The sequence below is a fragment of the Paracoccus tibetensis genome (assembly GCF_900102505.1).
Classification (GTDB): domain Bacteria; phylum Pseudomonadota; class Alphaproteobacteria; order Rhodobacterales; family Rhodobacteraceae; genus Paracoccus; species Paracoccus tibetensis.
Map to the genome: position 1 here is coordinate 206,191 of NZ_FMVT01000006.1, position 15,568 is coordinate 221,758.

General features: G+C 69.8%; 16 protein-coding genes and 1 tRNA gene. 8 read left to right on the forward strand and 9 right to left on the reverse strand.

From position 1 onward, the window contains the following. Window positions 1-102 precede the first annotated feature (102 nt). Window positions 103-1,176, forward strand: coding sequence for a tyrosine-type recombinase/integrase (locus BLP73_RS10510; RefSeq protein WP_090743722.1), 1,074 nt, complete (start codon window positions 103-105; stop codon window positions 1,174-1,176). Between the two features lie 41 nt (window positions 1,177-1,217). Here BLP73_RS10510 and BLP73_RS10515 read toward each other — a convergent pair. The 4 genes from BLP73_RS10515 to pdxH all read right to left on the reverse strand — a co-directional run bounded on the left by BLP73_RS10515 (window position 1,218) and on the right by pdxH (window position 3,220). Beyond that, window positions 1,218-1,294: transfer RNA gene (locus BLP73_RS10515), tRNA-Pro, on the reverse strand. 40 nt (window positions 1,295-1,334) lie between these two features. Further along, on the reverse strand, window positions 1,335-1,880 hold the full coding sequence (locus tag BLP73_RS10520) for a DUF192 domain-containing protein (protein ID WP_090743726.1): 546 nt from the start codon (window positions 1,878-1,880) through the stop codon (window positions 1,335-1,337). Continuing rightward, window positions 1,867-2,469: a cold-shock protein gene (locus BLP73_RS10525; RefSeq protein ID WP_342672087.1), complete on the reverse strand. Its 603-nt coding sequence runs from the start codon at window positions 2,467-2,469 to the stop codon at window positions 1,867-1,869. The genes BLP73_RS10520 and BLP73_RS10525 overlap by 14 nt, the downstream gene beginning before the upstream one ends. A 139-nt stretch (window positions 2,470-2,608) precedes the next feature. Continuing rightward, window positions 2,609-3,220, reverse strand: coding sequence for a pyridoxamine 5'-phosphate oxidase (pdxH, locus tag BLP73_RS10530; RefSeq protein ID WP_090743732.1), 612 nt, complete (start codon window positions 3,218-3,220; stop codon window positions 2,609-2,611). A 119-nt stretch (window positions 3,221-3,339) separates the two neighbouring features. Here pdxH and fabI point away from each other — a divergent pair, with 119 nt between their 5' ends. From fabI to gpt, 3 genes are read left to right on the forward strand one after another with little or no spacing between them, the layout of a single operon-like run. Then, window positions 3,340-4,140, forward strand: coding sequence for an enoyl-ACP reductase FabI (gene fabI, locus BLP73_RS10535; RefSeq protein WP_245686625.1), 801 nt, complete (start codon window positions 3,340-3,342; stop codon window positions 4,138-4,140). A 12-nt stretch (window positions 4,141-4,152) separates the two neighbouring features. After that, on the forward strand, window positions 4,153-4,761 hold the full coding sequence (locus BLP73_RS10540; protein WP_090743739.1) for a LysE family translocator: 609 nt from the start codon (window positions 4,153-4,155) through the stop codon (window positions 4,759-4,761). Between the two features lie 22 nt (window positions 4,762-4,783). After that, window positions 4,784-5,290, forward strand: a complete 507-nt coding sequence (gpt, locus tag BLP73_RS10545; protein WP_175453318.1) for a xanthine phosphoribosyltransferase — start codon at window positions 4,784-4,786, stop codon at window positions 5,288-5,290. Window positions 5,291-5,338: 48 nt separating this feature from the next. Here the strand turns inward: gpt and BLP73_RS10550 are convergent, their stop codons facing one another. Next, the gene (locus BLP73_RS10550) at window positions 5,339-6,241 is read right to left on the reverse strand and encodes a superoxide dismutase (protein WP_281179927.1); all 903 of its coding nucleotides are present in this window, start codon (window positions 6,239-6,241) and stop codon (window positions 5,339-5,341) included. A 199-nt stretch (window positions 6,242-6,440) separates the two neighbouring features. Here BLP73_RS10550 and BLP73_RS10555 point away from each other — a divergent pair, with 199 nt between their 5' ends. Then, window positions 6,441-7,394 (forward strand): PRC-barrel domain-containing protein, encoded by a 954-nt coding sequence (locus BLP73_RS10555; protein WP_090743742.1) that lies wholly within the window; start codon window positions 6,441-6,443, stop codon window positions 7,392-7,394. A 68-nt stretch (window positions 7,395-7,462) separates the two neighbouring features. On the opposite strand, the gene BLP73_RS10560 is transcribed toward BLP73_RS10555, so the two are convergent. The 4 genes from BLP73_RS10560 to BLP73_RS10575 form a co-directional block, all read right to left on the reverse strand. Further along, a complete protein-coding gene (locus tag BLP73_RS10560) occupies window positions 7,463-9,091 on the reverse strand; it encodes a Na/Pi cotransporter family protein (RefSeq protein WP_090743745.1) in 1,629 nt (542 codons plus the stop codon). Between the two features lie 75 nt (window positions 9,092-9,166). After that, on the reverse strand, window positions 9,167-10,321 hold the full coding sequence (locus tag BLP73_RS10565) for an N-acetylglucosamine-6-phosphate deacetylase (RefSeq protein ID WP_090743938.1): 1,155 nt from the start codon (window positions 10,319-10,321) through the stop codon (window positions 9,167-9,169). Further along, complete coding sequence (locus tag BLP73_RS10570; RefSeq protein WP_090743748.1) at window positions 10,321-11,346, reverse strand: SIS domain-containing protein; 1,026 nt, start codon at window positions 11,344-11,346, stop codon at window positions 10,321-10,323. Before BLP73_RS10570 ends, BLP73_RS10565 begins: the two co-directional genes overlap by 1 nt. Window positions 11,347-11,352: 6 nt before the next feature. Further along, window positions 11,353-12,216, reverse strand: a complete 864-nt coding sequence (locus BLP73_RS10575) for a glucosamine kinase nucleotide-binding domain-containing protein (RefSeq protein ID WP_090743751.1) — start codon at window positions 12,214-12,216, stop codon at window positions 11,353-11,355. Between the two features lie 155 nt (window positions 12,217-12,371). Here BLP73_RS10575 and BLP73_RS10580 point away from each other — a divergent pair, with 155 nt between their 5' ends. From BLP73_RS10580 to BLP73_RS10590, 3 genes are all read left to right on the forward strand, one after another. Next, window positions 12,372-13,253 (forward strand): N-acetylmuramic acid 6-phosphate etherase, encoded by an 882-nt coding sequence (locus BLP73_RS10580; RefSeq protein WP_090743755.1) that lies wholly within the window; start codon window positions 12,372-12,374, stop codon window positions 13,251-13,253. Between the two features lie 51 nt (window positions 13,254-13,304). Then, entirely contained in the window at window positions 13,305-14,561 is a 1,257-nt protein-coding gene (locus BLP73_RS10585; protein WP_090743759.1) for an ABC transporter substrate-binding protein, read from the forward strand. A gap of 88 nt (window positions 14,562-14,649) precedes the next feature. Beyond that, window positions 14,650-15,567 carry a carbohydrate ABC transporter permease gene (locus BLP73_RS10590; protein ID WP_090743762.1) on the forward strand — a complete coding sequence of 306 codons (918 nt, stop codon included), beginning with the start codon at window positions 14,650-14,652 and terminating at the stop codon, window positions 15,565-15,567. The last annotated feature ends 1 nt before the right edge of the window (window position 15,568 follow it).

The following is a 15,568-nucleotide window of genomic DNA, read 5'->3' on the forward strand; positions in this document are numbered from 1 at the left end:
TAGACCCGGGCGCGATCATCGAGGTGACACGAGAGGGCACAATCCGCATACTGCCGGCGCTCGCGCAGCAGTCGCCGCGCACGGACATAGACGAGTGGTTAGATGGCTCGAGTTAATCTCACGGGCATCCATCGCGTCCGCAAGAAGCTCGCGGATGGCCGGGTGCAGGAATATCACTACGCGTGGCGAGGCAAGGGCGCGCCGCGCTTCTGGGACAGCTCGAGCGGGGTCAGGGTCGGCTCGGCCGATTACCTGGCGGCGCTGTCTGATTGCACGCCCCGAGGAGCAGCAGCCAAAGGCAAGTTTCGCGCTGCGATCCTGGCCTTCATGGACAGCTCCGACTTCACCAGGCTGGCACCGAGGACGCAGGCCGACATGCGCAAGTCCATTAACCACTCACGAACTGGCATAGACGCAAAATTCGGTTCCGCGCCGATAGCGGTCTTCGATGATCCTAGGATCCGCAGCCAAGCTCTGCAGTGGCGCGATGGCATAGGCGGCAAAGTTGGCGATGATCGCATCCGCCACCTTCAGCGCATCGTGAGCTTCGCGATCGATCGCAACATGATCCGCATGAACCACCTCCGAGACATCCGCTCGGTCTACAAGGCGCAGCGGGCCGAGATATTCTGGCTGCCGGACGAGGTCGACGCCTTCATGGGCGGCACACCTGCTCATGTGGCACGCATCCTTGCCATTGCACTCGAGACGGGGCTGCGGCCGGGCGACCTGGTGCAGCTGTCTCGTGAGCACGTGCATCGGACGCCGCACGGCCGGCGCATCGTGATCTGGACGCAAAAGCGAAAGCGGCTCGCCTCTATCCCTGTGACCGATCGCATGGCGGAGTTGATCGACGCGACACCTGCAGACCAGGCGAGACTGATCGTTAACAAGCGCGGGCAGCCCTACCAGCACGAGAACTACCTCGGCGACGCGGTCAGCTCATGGCGTGACCAGCTGAAGCTCCGACGCGAGCTCCGGCTCTACGACGCGCGAGGCACCGCCGCGACCAGGCTCCTGGAGGCAGGCGCCGACCTGAAAGAGATTGCCACGCATATGGGGTGGTCGCTGAAGCACGCCTCCGAGGTGATCGAGCGTTACGTCGCGCTGTCGCCGGCGATGTCGGATAGCCTCGCGGAGAAGCTCAGGAAGGCCGAAACAAGAACCAAACTGTAAACCGCCATGTAAACCGGGGTACTTGGGAAGGTGCTAAGTGGTGGTCGGGGCGAGAGGATTCGAACCTCCGACCTACGGTACCCAAAACCGTCGCGCTACCAGGCTGCGCTACGCCCCGACCCGGCGCTTCTAGCGCAGCCGCGGGCGGCGGGAAAGCCCTAACGGCAGGGCTGCCGCGCAATCCGCTGGTCGAGCCGGGGATGGGCCATCGCCTGTCCCGGCGCGAGGCCCAAGCGCGCCGCCTCGCCGCCCGCGATCTCGAGGATCATCAGCCGGTCGCGGTCGGGATCGCCCGGCGCGGCGCCCGGGATGGGCGTCTCGTCCAGCGGAATGGCGTTGCGGTGGATGTGGCGGATCTCGCCCCGCGCGTCCATGAAGATCAGGTCCAGCGGGATCAGCGTGTTCCGCATCCAGAAGCTGACCTGGCGCGGCGTGTCGTAGATGAACAGCATGCCTTGGCCGGCCGGCAGCTCGCGCCGGTACATCAGTCCGCGCGCGCGGGCGGCCTCAGTGTCGGCGATCTCGACCTCGAAGGCGAGGGGCGGCTGCGCGAGCCGCGTGAAGATCGCGATATCCTCGCGACATTCGAGCGAGGCAGCCGTGGTTTCGGCAGCGGCAGGTGCGGCGCCGATCGGCCCGGCAACGGGCGCGCCTCCCAGCAGCAGCGCCGCCAGAAGGGCGGCAGCGGCCCTATTCGGCCACATGGACGAGGAAGGACTGCGCAAGACCCGTCATCTCGGATTTCGGCTCGCCCGCATCCTCGACGCATTCGTCCTTGCCCGCCTCGCGCAGCGCGGCGTCCCAGGGCGCGATCTGCGCCGCCATCAGGCCGCGCGGCCCCTCGACGATTCTGACGCTGATCGCCTCGCCGATGGAAAGGTCGGCAAAACCGGAATGGCGGATGACCTCGATATGGACGAAGACATCCTCCGGATGACCGAAGATGTTGGCGAAGCCGAAGCCCTTGGACTTGTCGAACCACTTCACGCGGGCCGGACGCAGGGGAAGCGCGTCCAGATGCTCGATGACCTCGATGTCGATGTCGGCGATGGGGGGCTGGCCGTCGGTGACGGGCGGGTCGATGGACAGCACCTCGGCCGCCTGCAGCCCGCGCGCCGTCTCCTGGACGAGGGCCGAAACCCGCGACTGGTCAGCGACCGAGCTGCGCCCGAAATTGCGCAGGACGTTGGCGTGAAGAAGGATGTCGGTCCCGCCCGCATCATCCCGGATGAATCCGTATCCCTTGGCCGGGTCAAACCATTTGACCAGCCCGGTCACGCGTCTGAGACCCACTTCTTCACCCATTACATCTACCACGCCTTCAAGCACTTTGCAGATTGAGCAGAAATAGGCGTCTTCGACACCAAGCGCAATCGCATTAGGGCCATGTTACCATATCCTTGCCGAGTCGCGCAGCGGAACCTCATCTTCTTCATGGGGACAGGCGGGTTATGGCCCATCCGTTTTCGCCGGCCGTCCAGCGGAATCGGTCGTGCAACCGGAAGGCGCCATCGGCCCAAAACTCTACGTGCGTTGGGCGAATCCTGAATCCGCCCCAGAAGGGCGGGCGCGGCGGGTTCGTCCCGTGGCGCAGCCCCATCCGCGCCGCCTCGGCCATTAGCGCGGCGCGACTCTCGAGGGGCTGGGACTGCCGCGAGCTCCAGGCACCGATTCGGCTCTGCAGCGCGCGGCTGGCGAAATAGGCGTCGGCGGCCGGTCCGTCCTCGCGCGTGACGGTGCCGCGCACCCGCACCTGACGGCGCAGCGACTTCCAGTGCATGACGAAGGCCGCCTTGCCCGAATCCGCGATCTGCCGGCCCTTGGCGCTGTCATAGTTGGTATAGAAGACGAACGAGCCGTCCCGGCCCGCCCCGTCGATGTCCTTCAGCAGCACCATCCGCACGTCCGGCATGCCGTCCTCGTCCACCGTCGCAAGGGCGATGGCGTTCGGATCGTTCGGCTCCGAGGCCTCGGCCTCGGCCAGCCAGCGGCGGGTGATCTCGAAAGGGTCGTCGCCTGCAAACAGTCCGCTGCGGTCGTTCATCGCGCCGTCCTTGTGCTTGATGCGTTGCCGGGATTGGCCTAATCACCCCGTTAAAGGTTTGAAAGCGCGGGGGACAGGCGATGTCAAGCGAGCGGACGGTTGAGCGCAGGGCCGGCCTGATGGCCGGCAAGCGCGGCCTGATCATGGGGCTTGCCAACGACAAGTCGCTGGCCTGGGGCATCGCGAAGGCGGTCGCGGCCGAAGGCGCCGAGCTGGCCTTCAGCTACCAGGGCGAGGCGCTGAAGAAGCGCGTCGGGCCGCTGGCCGCGCAGGTCGGATCAAGCCTCGTGCTGCCCTGCGACGTGGGGGACGAGGCGTCGATGGACGCGCTCTTCGCGCAGCTGGCCCAGAGCTGGGGCAGCCTCGATTTCCTCGTCCACGCCATCGGCTATTCCGACAAGGAGCAGCTGCGCGGCCGCTATGCCGAGACGACGCGCGAGAACTTCATCACCACGATGGACATATCGGTCTACAGCTTCACCGCCGTCACGCGCCGCGCCGCCGCGATGATGCCGAAGGGCGGCTCGGTTCTGACACTGACCTATTACGGGGCCGAGCGGGTAATGCCCCATTACAACGTCATGGGCGTCGCCAAGGCGGCGCTTGAGGCCTCGGTCCGCTATCTCGCCGAAGATTTCGGCAAGGACGGCATCCGCGTGAACGCGGTCAGCGCGGGGCCGATCAAGACGCTGGCCGCCAGCGGCGTCGGCGACTTCCGCTACATCATGCGCTGGAACGAGCTGAATTCCCCGCTGCGCCGGAACGTCACGCAGGAAGACGTCGGCAAGTCGGCGCTGTATCTGCTTTCGGACCTCGGCAGCGGCGTCACGGGCGAGGTGCATCACGTCGATGCGGGGTACCATGTCGTCGGGATGAAGGCGGTCGATGCGCCCGACATCGCGGCGCCGGGCCGGGACTGAGGCGAGACGCGCATGATCCAGCTGACCGCCGCGCAGATGGGCCTCTTCATCGCCACGTTGTCGGCGGCGATCCTCTCGCCCGGTCCGGGCGTGATCGCGGTGAGCCAAGGCGCCTTCGCCTTGGGACGCCGGCACGCGCTGGCCTATGGCTGGGGCCTCGCGCTCGGCGCCTCGTTCTGGTGCCTCTTCGCGCTGCTGGGCCTGACCGCGCTGTTCCGCGCGGCGCCCTGGACGCTGGCCACGCTCAAGGTGCTGGGCGGCGCCTATCTCGTCTGGATCGGCTGGCAGATGTGGCGCCACGCGGTCGAGCCGGTGCCGCAGGCCGCCGCCGGCGGCATGGGCTTTTCCGCCGGCATGGTGCTGAACCTCGCCAATCCCAAGCCCGCGCTCTTCTATTCGGCGGTGCTGCTGTCGATCTTCCCGGCGGTGCTGGCGCCCGCGGACAAGGCGGCGATCTACGCAGTGGCCTTGTCGGTCGAGCTGTTCTTCTATACGGCGCTGGCGAGCCTGATGGCGCTGCCGCTGCTGCGGCGGCGCTACTATGCCGCGAAGTTCTGGATCGACCGGGGCGCCGGTCTGGCCATCGGCCTTCTGGGCCTGTCGCTGATCCTGCGCCACTGACGATCCCCCGTGCCCGAAGGAGATGACCGTGAACGACCGCCTGCCCCATGAGAAGGGATTCCATGTCAGCTGGGACCAGCTGCACCGCGACGCCCGCGCCCTGGCCTGGCGCCTCGACGGGACCGAGTGGCGGGCGGTGGTCGCCGTCACCCGCGGCGGGCTCGTTCCCGCGATGATCGTCGCGCGCGAGCTGGACATCCGCACGATCGACACGATCTCGATCCGATCCTACAAGGGCGTGGGCACGGCGGCGGGGCAGGGCCAGCTCGAGGTGCTGAAAAGCCCCGACGCGCAGCTGATGGGCGATGGCGAGGGGATCCTGGTCGTCGACGACCTGGTGGACAGCGGCCGCACGCTGGAACTGATCCGCGAGATGTATCCCAAGGCGCATCTGGCGACGGTCTACGCCAAGCCGAAGGGCAAGCCGATGGTCTCGACCTGGGTGACCGAGGTCAGCCAGGACACCTGGATCTTCTTCCCGTGGGACATGGCGCTGCAATACGTCCAGCCCTTCCGCGGCGAGGACTGAACGTGAAAAAGGCCCGCGCAGGGCGGGCCTTTTCCTGAAGCGGCAGGCTTACTCGGCCAGCGCGGCCTCGTAGCGGGCCGAGACCTCGTCCCAGTTCACCACGTCCCACCAGTTCTGCAGGTATTCCGCGCGGCGGTTCTGGTAGTTCAGGTAATAGGCATGCTCCCACACGTCGTTGCCGATGATGGGCGTGCCTTGGACCTCGGCCGCGTCCATCAGCGGGTTGTCCTGGTTCGGCGTGGTCGTGATCTCCAGCTGGTTCGCGTCGTTCACGATCAGCCAGACCCAGCCCGAGCCGAAGCGCGCGGCGCCGGCGTCGTTGAAGGCGGTGCGGAACTCCTCCTCCGAGCCGTAGACGGCGGTGATCGCTTCGGACAGCGCGTCCGACATCTCGCCGCGCTCGCCCTCGGGGGCCATGATCTCCCAGAAGAAGGTGTGGTTCCAGTGACCGCCCGCGCTGTTGCGGACCTGGTTGGGGTAGGTGCTGGCCGAGGCGAGGATCTCCTCGATCTCGATGTCGGCGGGGATGACGCCGTTTTCGACCGCATCGTTAAGGTTGTCGACGAAGGTCTGGTGATGGCGGCTGTGATGCAGCTCCATCGTCTGCGCGTCGATCACCGGCTCCAGCGCGTCATACGCGTAGCCCAGCTCGGGCAGGGTGAAGGCGCCGGCATCGGCGTCCTCGGCGGCCGCCTCGGCGGCGGGCTCGCCCTCGGCCGCGGCCTCGTCGCTGCCGTCGGCCGGCGCAGCCTCGTCCTCGGTCGCCTCGTCATCCGTCGCCACGTCATCCGTCGTCGCCTCGGTGGCGGCGGCATCGGCGGCAGGCGTCTCCTCGACCGGGGTCTCGACCGCGGCCTCGGCATCGGGCGGAGTCTCGGTTTCGGCGGTCTGGGCATAGGCCATCAGCGGAAAGGCGGCAACGGCGGTGGCCAGGGCAAGTCTCTCAAGCATCGCGTCCTCCTGAACATTGAGCTTCCCAAACGGACGCTTGGCGGGATCGTTCCGAACCAGGCGCCGATTACTGGGCGTGCCAGTGCAGTCACGGACGGGGCGGTGCTTTTCGTGCATTCTTTTTGGGAACCTGAAGTTGATCCGGCGAATTGTTCAGACAATCGCGCCCTGCGGCGCTTTCCGAACAGGAGGATACGACATGCGCAATCTGCTTCTGACCACCGCCCTGGCCCTGCCGCTGAGCCTTGGCGCTGCTTTCGCCCAGGACACGGCCACCGATCCCGCCACCACTCCGGGGACCGAGCCGGTGCCGATGGCGACCGAGACGGACACCGACGCGACGACCACCGACACCACCACCGACATGACCACGACCGAGCCCGCCACGGACACGATGGCGACTGATCCGGCGACCGACCCTGCGATGACCACCACGGCCGAGCCGATGGCCGATCCCGCGACCGACCCGGCCGCCGCCGACATGCAAGCCGGCGAGACCGACCAGGCGGAAGCCGCCGCGGCCGCCTCGGCCAGCGAGAAGGTCATGCAGGAGCAGGCCTCGAACGAGCTGCGCATTGACTGGGTCACCGGCACGAACGTGCAGTCGCCCGACGGCGAGAACATCGGCTCGATCAGCGACGTGATCGTCGACGGTGAGACGGGCGAGCTGAAGGCCGCAATCGTCGGCGTGGGCGGCTTCCTCGGCATCGGCCAGAAGCAGATCGCCTTGCCGTGGGAGCAGCTGCAGATCAACTACGACGCCCGCGAGATCATGAGCGACCTGACCCGCGACGAGGCTGACGCGGCGCCCGAATACGTCTTCCGCGACCGCGAGGACGCCCCGGCCGCCGACGGCACGATGGCGACCGACCCGGCCGCCGCGCCGATGGGCACGACCGACCCGGCCGCCGCGCCGATGGGCACTACCGATCCGGCGATGAACACGACCGCGCCGACGGCCGACCCGGCCATGGCGCCCGCCGACCCGGCCATGACCACCGACCCGGCCATGACCACCGATCCGGCGATGGAGCCGGCCGAGGATGCCGCGACCGCTCCGGCCACCGAGACGGTGCCGATGGCGACCGAAGGCGAGGCGGTGACGGACGAGCCGATGGGCACCGAGACCGAGACGCCGCCGGCCAGCAACTGATCGGCACGGCAGAAGAAGAGGGCGGTCCCGCGAGGGGCCGCCTTTTTCGTTGCGCCTCCCGCGCCGGATCAGGCGCCGCGCATCCGGCTTTCGGCCAGCAGGCCCTCCTCGTCCAGGATCGGATGCGAGACGGCCGCGAGATGGGCGTTGATGCGCTTCAGGTCGCGCAGCATGTCGAGGTGCAGCGATGACGTCTCGATGCTGGCGCTGTCCCCCTCGCGCAGGCGGATCAGGTGGCGCTGCGCGGACTGCCGCTCGAAGTTGCGGATCTCGACCTTCTGCTCCATCACCTGCCGCGCGAGGTCGCGGTCGCCCGTCATGAAGATCGTCTGCGCCATCAGCAGCGTCTCGCGCGTCATCAGGAACATGCTGTCCAGCTCGCGATAGCCGGCATCCGAGAAGCGCAGCCCCAGCCCCACCTTCTTGCGCACGCCCGCCGCGAGGCCCTTCTCGATGATGTCGCCGACATGCTCGAGGTTGATGACATAGTCGAGGATCGCGATGGTGCGGCGGCGGTCCTCCTCCTCGGCGTCGCGGCCGAGGCGCGAGAGATAGGTCTTGACCTGCTGCTGGCGCAGGTCGACCCGGTCCTCCAGCTTCGAGACCTCGGCCAGGGGCGCGCTGTCGTTCTTGCGGAAGGCGAGGCGGGTCTGGTCCAGCATCCGCGCCACGTCGTCGCCGATCGCCAGCGCCTCGCGGCTGGCCCCGGCCAGTGCCAGCGTCGCGTGCTCGAGGCTCGCCTCGTCCAGCCAGCGCGGCGCCGCGTCGGGCGCTTGCGGCGCGTCGGGGATGGCGCGGTGCAAGAGCCGCGCGATGGGACCGGCCAGCGGCCAGATCAGCGCGGCCAGCACGAGGTTGAAGGCCAGATGCGCCTCGACCGCCAGCGCCGCGGGCCCGGGCACGAGGCCGGTCAGCGTCTCGGCCAGAAGCGGTGCGAAGGGCAGAGCCGCCAGCGCGCCGATGCAGCGGATCAGCAGGTTGCCCGCCGTCAGCCGCCGCGCCTCGACCGAGCCGCGCGCGGTGATCAGCACCGGCGCCAGCGCCCCGCCGATGTTGGCGCCGAGAACCAGCACCACCGTCAGCGCGCCCGGAACGTCCAGCGACAGGACCAGCAGCACCGCCGCCAGCGAGGACGAGCAGACGACGGCGATGGCGGCGCCGAAGATCAGCGCGACGGGCCAGCTACGGTCGAGAAGGGCAAGGAAGGCCGCCATCTCGGGCGCGCCGCGCAAGGGGGACGTTGCCTGGCCCAGCAGCGCCAGCGAGATCAGCATCAGCCCCAGCCCGATCAGCGCCCGCCCGGTTCCGCTCAGCGCCGGGGTCCGCCTGCGGCTGGCGACGACGCCGGCCAGCACCAGCGCGGGCGCGATGACGCCCACGCCCGAGGAGAGGATCAGCGCCGTCATCGCAGTGCCGACATTGGCGCCCAGCAGCACGATCTGCGCCATGCCCGCCAGGATCAGCCCCCGCTCGACGAAGGAGGCCGTCAGCAGCGCCGTCGCCGTCGATGATTGCAGCCCGAGCGTCGCGACGAGCCCGGTCAGGAAGGCGCGCCCGCGCGTCCTCGTGCCAAGGCCCAGGGCCGTCTTCAGCCGCAGCCCGAAGGCGGTGGTGACGCCGTCGCGCACGAGGCCCAGCCCGAAGAGCAGGAGCGCGATCGATCCGCCGATCTGAAGGAAGACGAGGATTGAGTTCATCGGCGGACTTCTTCGCAGGGGCAGGGCAGGAAGCCGCCGCTCACGGGGTTGATCCTGCCGCTTTCCTCCAGCGCGTCAAGCCAGCGGGACATGCCCGGCCAGCGCCGGGGTCCAGAGGCGCGCCGTTCCTGTCACCGGATCGAAGACGGTCAACTCCGCCGCCTCGCCGGGGGCAAGGCGGGCGGTGCGGCCGATCACCCGCGCCGGCTCGGCCGTCGCCATGGCAAGCGCCCGCGTCAGGGCGGCGTCCGCGTCGACGTCCTCGGCCAGCAGGCGTGCCGTGCGCGCCACCGCTCCGGCCAGCGTCAGGTCGGCGCCGGCGAGGGTGCCGTCCGCCAGCGTCAGCCGCCCCGCGCGGCGCAAGATGCGGCGGCCGCCGAGCTCCATCTCGGTCAGATCCGTCCCCGCGAAGGCCATGCAGTCCGACACGAGAAACAGCCCCTCGGGCCGGGCGCGCAGGGCGACTCGCAGGGCGGCTGGATCGACATGCAGCCCGTCCGCGATCAGCCCGGCGAAGGCGTCGCCCGCCAGCACTGCGCCGACCAGCCCCGGATCGCGATGGCCCATCTGGCTCATCGCGTTGAAAAGATGCGTGGCGCCGCTTGCCCCTGCCGCGAAGGCGGCTTCGGCCTCGGGCAGGGTGCAGGCGCTGTGGCCGAGGGTGACGACCGCGCCGGCCGCGCGCAGGGCGGCGATCTGGTCGGGCCGCGCGGCCGAGGGCGCGAGCGTGACCATCAGCGCCGGCAGCGCCGCCGCTGCCGCGCAGAGGCGCGCCAGGTCCGCGTCCTCCATCGGCCGGATCAGCGCCGGGTCATGCGCGCCCGCGCGGCGCGGGTCCAGATGCGGCCCCTCGAGATGCAGGCCCAGAAAGCCCGGCACCTGCGCGCCTGCGGCCGCGATGCCCGCCGCGATGACGGCATCCGTCACCTCGGGCCGGTCGGTGATCAGCGTCGGCAGGATGCCGGCGGTGCCGAGGCGGCGATGGGCCGCGCAGATGCGCCGCAGCGCCTCCACGTCCGTGCCTTCCCCTACCATCAGCCCCGCGCCACCGTTCACCTGAAGGTCGACCAGACCGGGGGCGATGACGCCCGGCACCTGCGCGGTCGGCGGCCCGGCCTCGGCCAGCGGGGCTAGGGCGGCGATGCGGCCGTCCTCGACCACAAGCGCCAGCCCCGTATGCAGGCACGCGCCGTCGAAGATGCGCGGCGCGGTCAGGACGTGGCGCGCCATCATATCGTCTCCGTCACCTTGCGCAGATGCGGCGGCGTGTCGGGATCGAAGCCCCGCTGCCGGGCCAGCGCCTCGACGCAGGCATAGTAGGTCGCGATCAGGGCCAGCGGCGCCGTCAGCGGGTGCAGTCCCGGCACCGTCGGCAAAAGGCGCGCGCCCGGCGCGGTGCCGCCGGTCACGAAGACATCGGCGCCCTGCGCCGCCAGCCGCTCTGCCGTGGCCAGCAGTTGCGGCAGCGCCGCGTCCGCGACGCCGAGCGCGAGGACCGGAAAACCCCCTTCGACGATGGCGGCGGGACCGTGCAGCACCTCGGCCGCGCTGTAGGCCTCGGCATGAAGGCCCGAGGTTTCCTTCAGCTTCAGCGCCGCTTCCGCGGCGATGGCATAGGTCGGCCCGCGCCCCAGGACGAAGGCGTGGCGGCTTTGCGCCAGCCGCGCCGCCAAGGGCGACCAGTCCAGCGCCACCGCCTGCGCCAGCGCGTCCGGCAGGCCGGCCACCGCGCGGGTGAGGGCGTTATCCTGCCGCCACGCGGCCAGAAGCGCCAGCCCGGCGAGGACCGAGTTCACGAAGGTCTTGGTGGCCGCGACGCTCTTTTCCTCGCCGGCGGCCAGCGCGAGGCAGTGGTCGGCCGCCGCCGCCATCGGGCTGCCCGCGTGGTTCGTGATGGCGATGCCGAGCGCGCCGCCGCTGCGCGCGGCCTCCATCATCTCGACGATGTCCGGGCTGCGGCCCGATTGCGAGATGCCGAGGCAGGCGGCCCCAGCCAGCCGCAGCGGCCGGCGGTAGATCGAGGCGATCGAGGGTCCGACCGAGGCCACGGGGATGCCCGCCTGAAGCTCGATCGCGTATTTGAGGTAGCTGGCCGCGTGGTCGGACGAGCCGCGCGCCACGGTCACCAGCAGATGCGGATCGCGGGCGCGCAGCGCATTGCCGGCCTCGGCCAGCGCCGGTCCGGCCTCGGCGAGGAAGCGGGCCGCCGCCTCGGGGATCTCGGCCACCTCGCGGGCCATGTGGCTCTGGCTCATGGGCTGCTACTCCTGCGCGGGGTCGAGTTGCGGCGCGGGCAGGCGGGCAAGCTCGCGCGCCATGGCGAGGGCGCCGTCGACGCCGGTCCCGGCCGCGGGGCGCTGCGGCCAGAGGCCGGCCAGCCGGGCGGCGTAATGCGGCCCCAGCCCGCCGGTGAAGACGATGTCCATGCTCCGGCCCTGCTGGAGGATCGCGATCGCGCGGCGCAACTCATCGACGGCGGCGTCGAAGAGGCTGCGTGCCGCCGGATCGTCCGAGGCGGTGATGCGCGGCGCGAGCCGGGCGAAGTCCGCCGGCCGGGCGCGGTTGCCGAAGCCGATGATGCCCTCGATGCCGCCATGCTCCGACAGGACCTCCTCGAGCAGCGGGGTCATCGGCTCGAAGCCGTCGGCGGCGCGCATGGCGCGGGCCAGCAGGCTGCGGCCGAGGACCGCGCCGCTTCCCTCGTCGCCCATCAGGAAGCCGCGGCCGCCGAGCTGGCGCAGCGCGCCGGCCTCCTGCACCGCGAAGACCGATCCGGTGCCCATCGCGGCAAGGATGCCATCGGCCGGACCGAGGGCGCCGCGCGCGGCGGTGATGGCGTCGTTGACGATCCGCACTTGGTGGAAGGGTAGGCGCGCGGCCAGTCCCTCGGCCGCGGCGCTGATCGTGCCCCCGGCGAGGCCGAGGACCGCCGTCAGCTCGGGCGCCTCGACCCCGGTGCCGCGCAGCGCTTCTTCGGTCGCCGCAAGAATGCTGGCCGCCGCGCCGCCGAGGTCGGTGTTGATGTTGGCCGGACCCGCGCTTCCCCGGCCGAGGATGCGCCCGGATGCGTCGGCCACGGCCGCGCGGCACCCGCTGCCGCCGCCGTCGATTCCTAGAAACAGCATGCAGCTCACCTCCGGCGCGAAGACTACCAAAACAGGGCCGGCCCACAACCTCGCCCGTGCGGGCGCACGTGCCGGTTGCGACATTTTTTGCGTTTCATGAAGACGCTTTACAGCAGGTCCGGTTTTGGCCTCACATGACCCGCAGGAGGAATCAGATGCCCGTGCGCAGCACCGAAGCCCTGAACCCTGCCGCCGAGGATCTGCATGCCTTGCCGCCCGAGACGGCGATGGCGCGGCTTCTTCTGGCGCAGCAGACGGCGCTGGAGGCGGTGACGCCGGCGATCCCCGCGCTGGTCCGGACGGCAGAGGCCGCAGCCGCCGCGCTGCGGGCGGGCGGGCGGCTCGGATACGCCGGGGCGGGCAGTTCTGGCCTGATGGCGCTGGCCGACTGCCTCGAGCTGCCGGGGACTTTCGGGCTCGATCCGGCGCAGACGCCGATGATCTTCGCGGGCGGTGCCGGCGGGCTGCTGCGCATGGCGGGCGGGGTCGAGGACGACGCGGCCGCCGCGCGGGACGCTCTGGCCAAGGCGGGCCTTGCGGCGGGGGACGTTGTGCTGGTCGTCTCGGCCTCGGGCACGACGCCCTATGCGCTGGCCGTGGCCCATGCCGCACGGGCGCAGGGGGTGACGGTGGCGGGCGTGGCGAATGTCGCCGGCGCGGCGCTGCTGGAGGCGGCGGACATTCCCGTCCTTCTCGAGACGGGGGCCGAGATGGTGGCCGGCTCGACCCGCCTCGGGGCGGCGAGCGCGCAGAAGGTGGCGCTGAACATGATTTCGGTGATGGTCGGGCTGCGGCTCGGCCATGTCCATCGCGGCCGGATGGTGAACCTGCTGGCCGACAATGCCAAGCTGGGCGAACGGGCCGCGCGGATCGTGGCCGAGCTGGCGGAGGTGCCGCCCGCGGCGGCCGAGGCCGCGCTGGCGCGCTCGGGCGGGGCGGTGAAGACGGCGATCCTCGTCGCGCGCGGACGCTCGCCCGACGAGGCCGAGGCGGCGCTTCAGGCGGCCGGCGGCGATCTGACGCGGATCGGTGGCTGAGGCGACGATGTGACAACGGGGCCCGCAGAGGCCCGGAACAGGGAGACGACGATGACCCGCACCCTCACGCTGGCCCTTCTGGCCGGCACCACGCTCGGCGGCATGGCGGCCGCGCAGGACGTTACGCTGACCATCGAGAGCTGGCGCAACGACGACCTGACCATCTGGCAGAGCCAGATCATCCCCGCCTTTGAGGCGGCGCATCCCGGCATCAAGGTCAATTTCGCGCCGACCGCGCCGGCCGAATACAACGCGGTGCTGAACTCGAAGCTGGATGCGGGCTCGGCCGGCGACCTTATCACCTGCCGGCCCTTCGACGCCTCGCTGGAGCTGTACAACAAGGGGCAGCTGGCGGACCTGACCGACCTTGCCGCGATGGCGAACTTCTCGGACGTGGCAAAGTCGGCCTGGCAGACCGATGACGGCGCGACGACCTTCTGCGTGCCGATGGCCTCGGTGATCCACGGCTTCATCTACAACCGCACCGCCTTCGAGGAGCTGGGCCTCGAGCCGCCCGAGACGGTGGACGAGTTCTACGCGGTGCTGGACGCGATCCGCGAGGAGGGAAGCTACATCCCGATGGCGATGGGCACGGCCGACCAGTGGGAGGCCGCGACGATGGGCTACCAGAACATCGGGCCCAACTACTGGAAGGGCGAGGACGGCCGCCGCGCGCTGATCGACGGCGAGGCGAGCCTGACCGACGAGGCATGGGTCAAGCCGTTCCGTCAGCTGGCGCGCTGGCGCGACTATCTGGGGGACGGGTTCGAGGCGCAGACCTATCCCGACAGCCAGAACCTCTTCACCCTCGGCCGCGCGGCGATCTATCCGGCCGGCAGCTGGGAGATCGGCGTCTTCACCCCGCAGATCGAGGGCGCCTTCGAGATGGGCGCCTTCCCGCCCCCGGTCGCCGCAGCGGGCGACACCTGCTACATCAGCGATCACACGGACATCGCGCTTGGCCTGAACCCGGCCTCGCCCAATGCGGACGCCGCGCGGACCTTCCTCGAATGGGTCGGCTCGGCCGAGTTCGCGACGCTTTACGCCAATGCGCTGCCGGGCTTCTTCTCGCTGAACTCGGCAGCGGTCGAGATGGAGGACCCGCTGGCGCAGGAATTCGTCAGCTGGCGCGAGCGCTGCGAGCCGACGATCCGCTCGACCTACCAGATCCTCTCGCGCGGCACGCCGAACCTGGAGAACGAGACCTGGACGGCCAGCGCCAATGTGATCACCGGCGCCGAGACGCCCGAGGACGCGGCGGCGCGGCTGCAGGAAGGTCTGGAAAGCTGGTATCAGCCGGCGCAATGATGCCGGCCCTGACGGGCCGGCGGAAGCCGGGGGGCCTTTTGCCCCCCGGACCCCCCGAGGGTATTTCCGCAACGAAGAAGGACAGGGGATGAGCGCGAGGCGGCCGTTCCGCTGGCATATCGTGGTGTTTCTGGCGCCGGCGGTGCTGATCTATACCGCGATCATGATCCTGCCTCTGTTCGGCACGCTGAACCTGTCACTGATGGCGCGGGAGGGGGGCGAGCGGGTCTTCGTCGGACTGCGGAACTTCGGCGTGCTGTTCGGGGATCCGCGCTGGTCGGCGTCGTTCTGGAACGCGCTCGGCAACAACGCCTGGTTCTTCCTGGTGCACATGCTGGTGCAGAACCCGATCGGGGTCGCGCTGGCGGCGCTGCTGTCCTCGCCGCGGCTGCGGATGGCGGCCTTCTACCGGACGGCGATCTTCATCCCGACGATCCTCAGCTTCGTGGTGGTGGGCTTCGTCTGGAAGCTGATCCTGTCGCCGATCTGGGGGATCGCGCCGGGGATGCTGGACGCGGTGGGGCTGCGATGGCTGTTCGCACCCTGGCTGGGGCGCGAGGAGACGGCGCTGACGACGCTGGCGCTGATCTCGGTCTGGCAGTTCGTCGGGATTCCGATGATGCTGATCTATGCGGCGCTGCTGTCGATCCCCGACGAGGTGATCGAGGCCGCCGAGATGGACGGCATCACCGGCTGGTCGCAGTTCTGGAAGATCAAGCTGCCGCTGATCCTGCCGGCCATCGGGATCATCAGCGTGCTGACCTTCGTCGGCAACTTCAACGCCTTCGACCTGATCTACGTGAGCCAGGGGGCGCTGGCCGGACCCAACGGCGCGACGGACATCCTGGGGACGTTCCTCTACCGCACCTTCTTCGGCTTTCAGTTGCAGCTCGGGGACCCGCATATGGGGGCGACCATCGCCACGGCCATGTTCGGGATCATCCTGGTCGGGGTCTGCCTCTACCTCTTCGCCATCCAGACGCGGCTGCGCCGCTACCAGTTCTGAG

Excerpts from the sequence above, each read along its gene's own strand:
- BLP73_RS10510 (WP_090743722.1), top strand. The coding sequence starts at position 103 with ATGGCTCGAGTTAATCTCACGGGCATCCATCGCGTCCGCAAGAAGCTC.
- BLP73_RS10520 (WP_090743726.1), bottom strand. The coding sequence starts at position 1,880 with ATGTGGCCGAATAGGGCCGCTGCCGCCCTTCTGGCGGCGCTGCTGCTG.
- pdxH (WP_090743732.1), bottom strand. The coding sequence starts at position 3,220 with ATGAACGACCGCAGCGGACTGTTTGCAGGCGACGACCCTTTCGAGATC.
- fabI (WP_245686625.1), top strand. The coding sequence starts at position 3,340 with ATGGCCGGCAAGCGCGGCCTGATCATGGGGCTTGCCAACGACAAGTCG.
- BLP73_RS10540 (WP_090743739.1), top strand. The coding sequence starts at position 4,153 with ATGATCCAGCTGACCGCCGCGCAGATGGGCCTCTTCATCGCCACGTTG.
- gpt (WP_175453318.1), top strand. The coding sequence starts at position 4,784 with ATGACCGTGAACGACCGCCTGCCCCATGAGAAGGGATTCCATGTCAGC.
- BLP73_RS10550 (WP_281179927.1), bottom strand. The coding sequence starts at position 6,241 with ATGCTTGAGAGACTTGCCCTGGCCACCGCCGTTGCCGCCTTTCCGCTG.
- BLP73_RS10555 (WP_090743742.1), top strand. The coding sequence starts at position 6,441 with ATGCGCAATCTGCTTCTGACCACCGCCCTGGCCCTGCCGCTGAGCCTT.
- BLP73_RS10560 (WP_090743745.1), bottom strand. The coding sequence starts at position 9,091 with ATGAACTCAATCCTCGTCTTCCTTCAGATCGGCGGATCGATCGCGCTC.
- BLP73_RS10565 (WP_090743938.1), bottom strand. The coding sequence starts at position 10,321 with ATGGCGCGCCACGTCCTGACCGCGCCGCGCATCTTCGACGGCGCGTGC.
- BLP73_RS10570 (WP_090743748.1), bottom strand. The coding sequence starts at position 11,346 with ATGAGCCAGAGCCACATGGCCCGCGAGGTGGCCGAGATCCCCGAGGCG.
- BLP73_RS10575 (WP_090743751.1), bottom strand. The coding sequence starts at position 12,216 with ATGCTGTTTCTAGGAATCGACGGCGGCGGCAGCGGGTGCCGCGCGGCC.
- BLP73_RS10580 (WP_090743755.1), top strand. The coding sequence starts at position 12,372 with ATGCCCGTGCGCAGCACCGAAGCCCTGAACCCTGCCGCCGAGGATCTG.
- BLP73_RS10585 (WP_090743759.1), top strand. The coding sequence starts at position 13,305 with ATGACCCGCACCCTCACGCTGGCCCTTCTGGCCGGCACCACGCTCGGC.
- BLP73_RS10590 (WP_090743762.1), top strand. The coding sequence starts at position 14,650 with ATGAGCGCGAGGCGGCCGTTCCGCTGGCATATCGTGGTGTTTCTGGCG.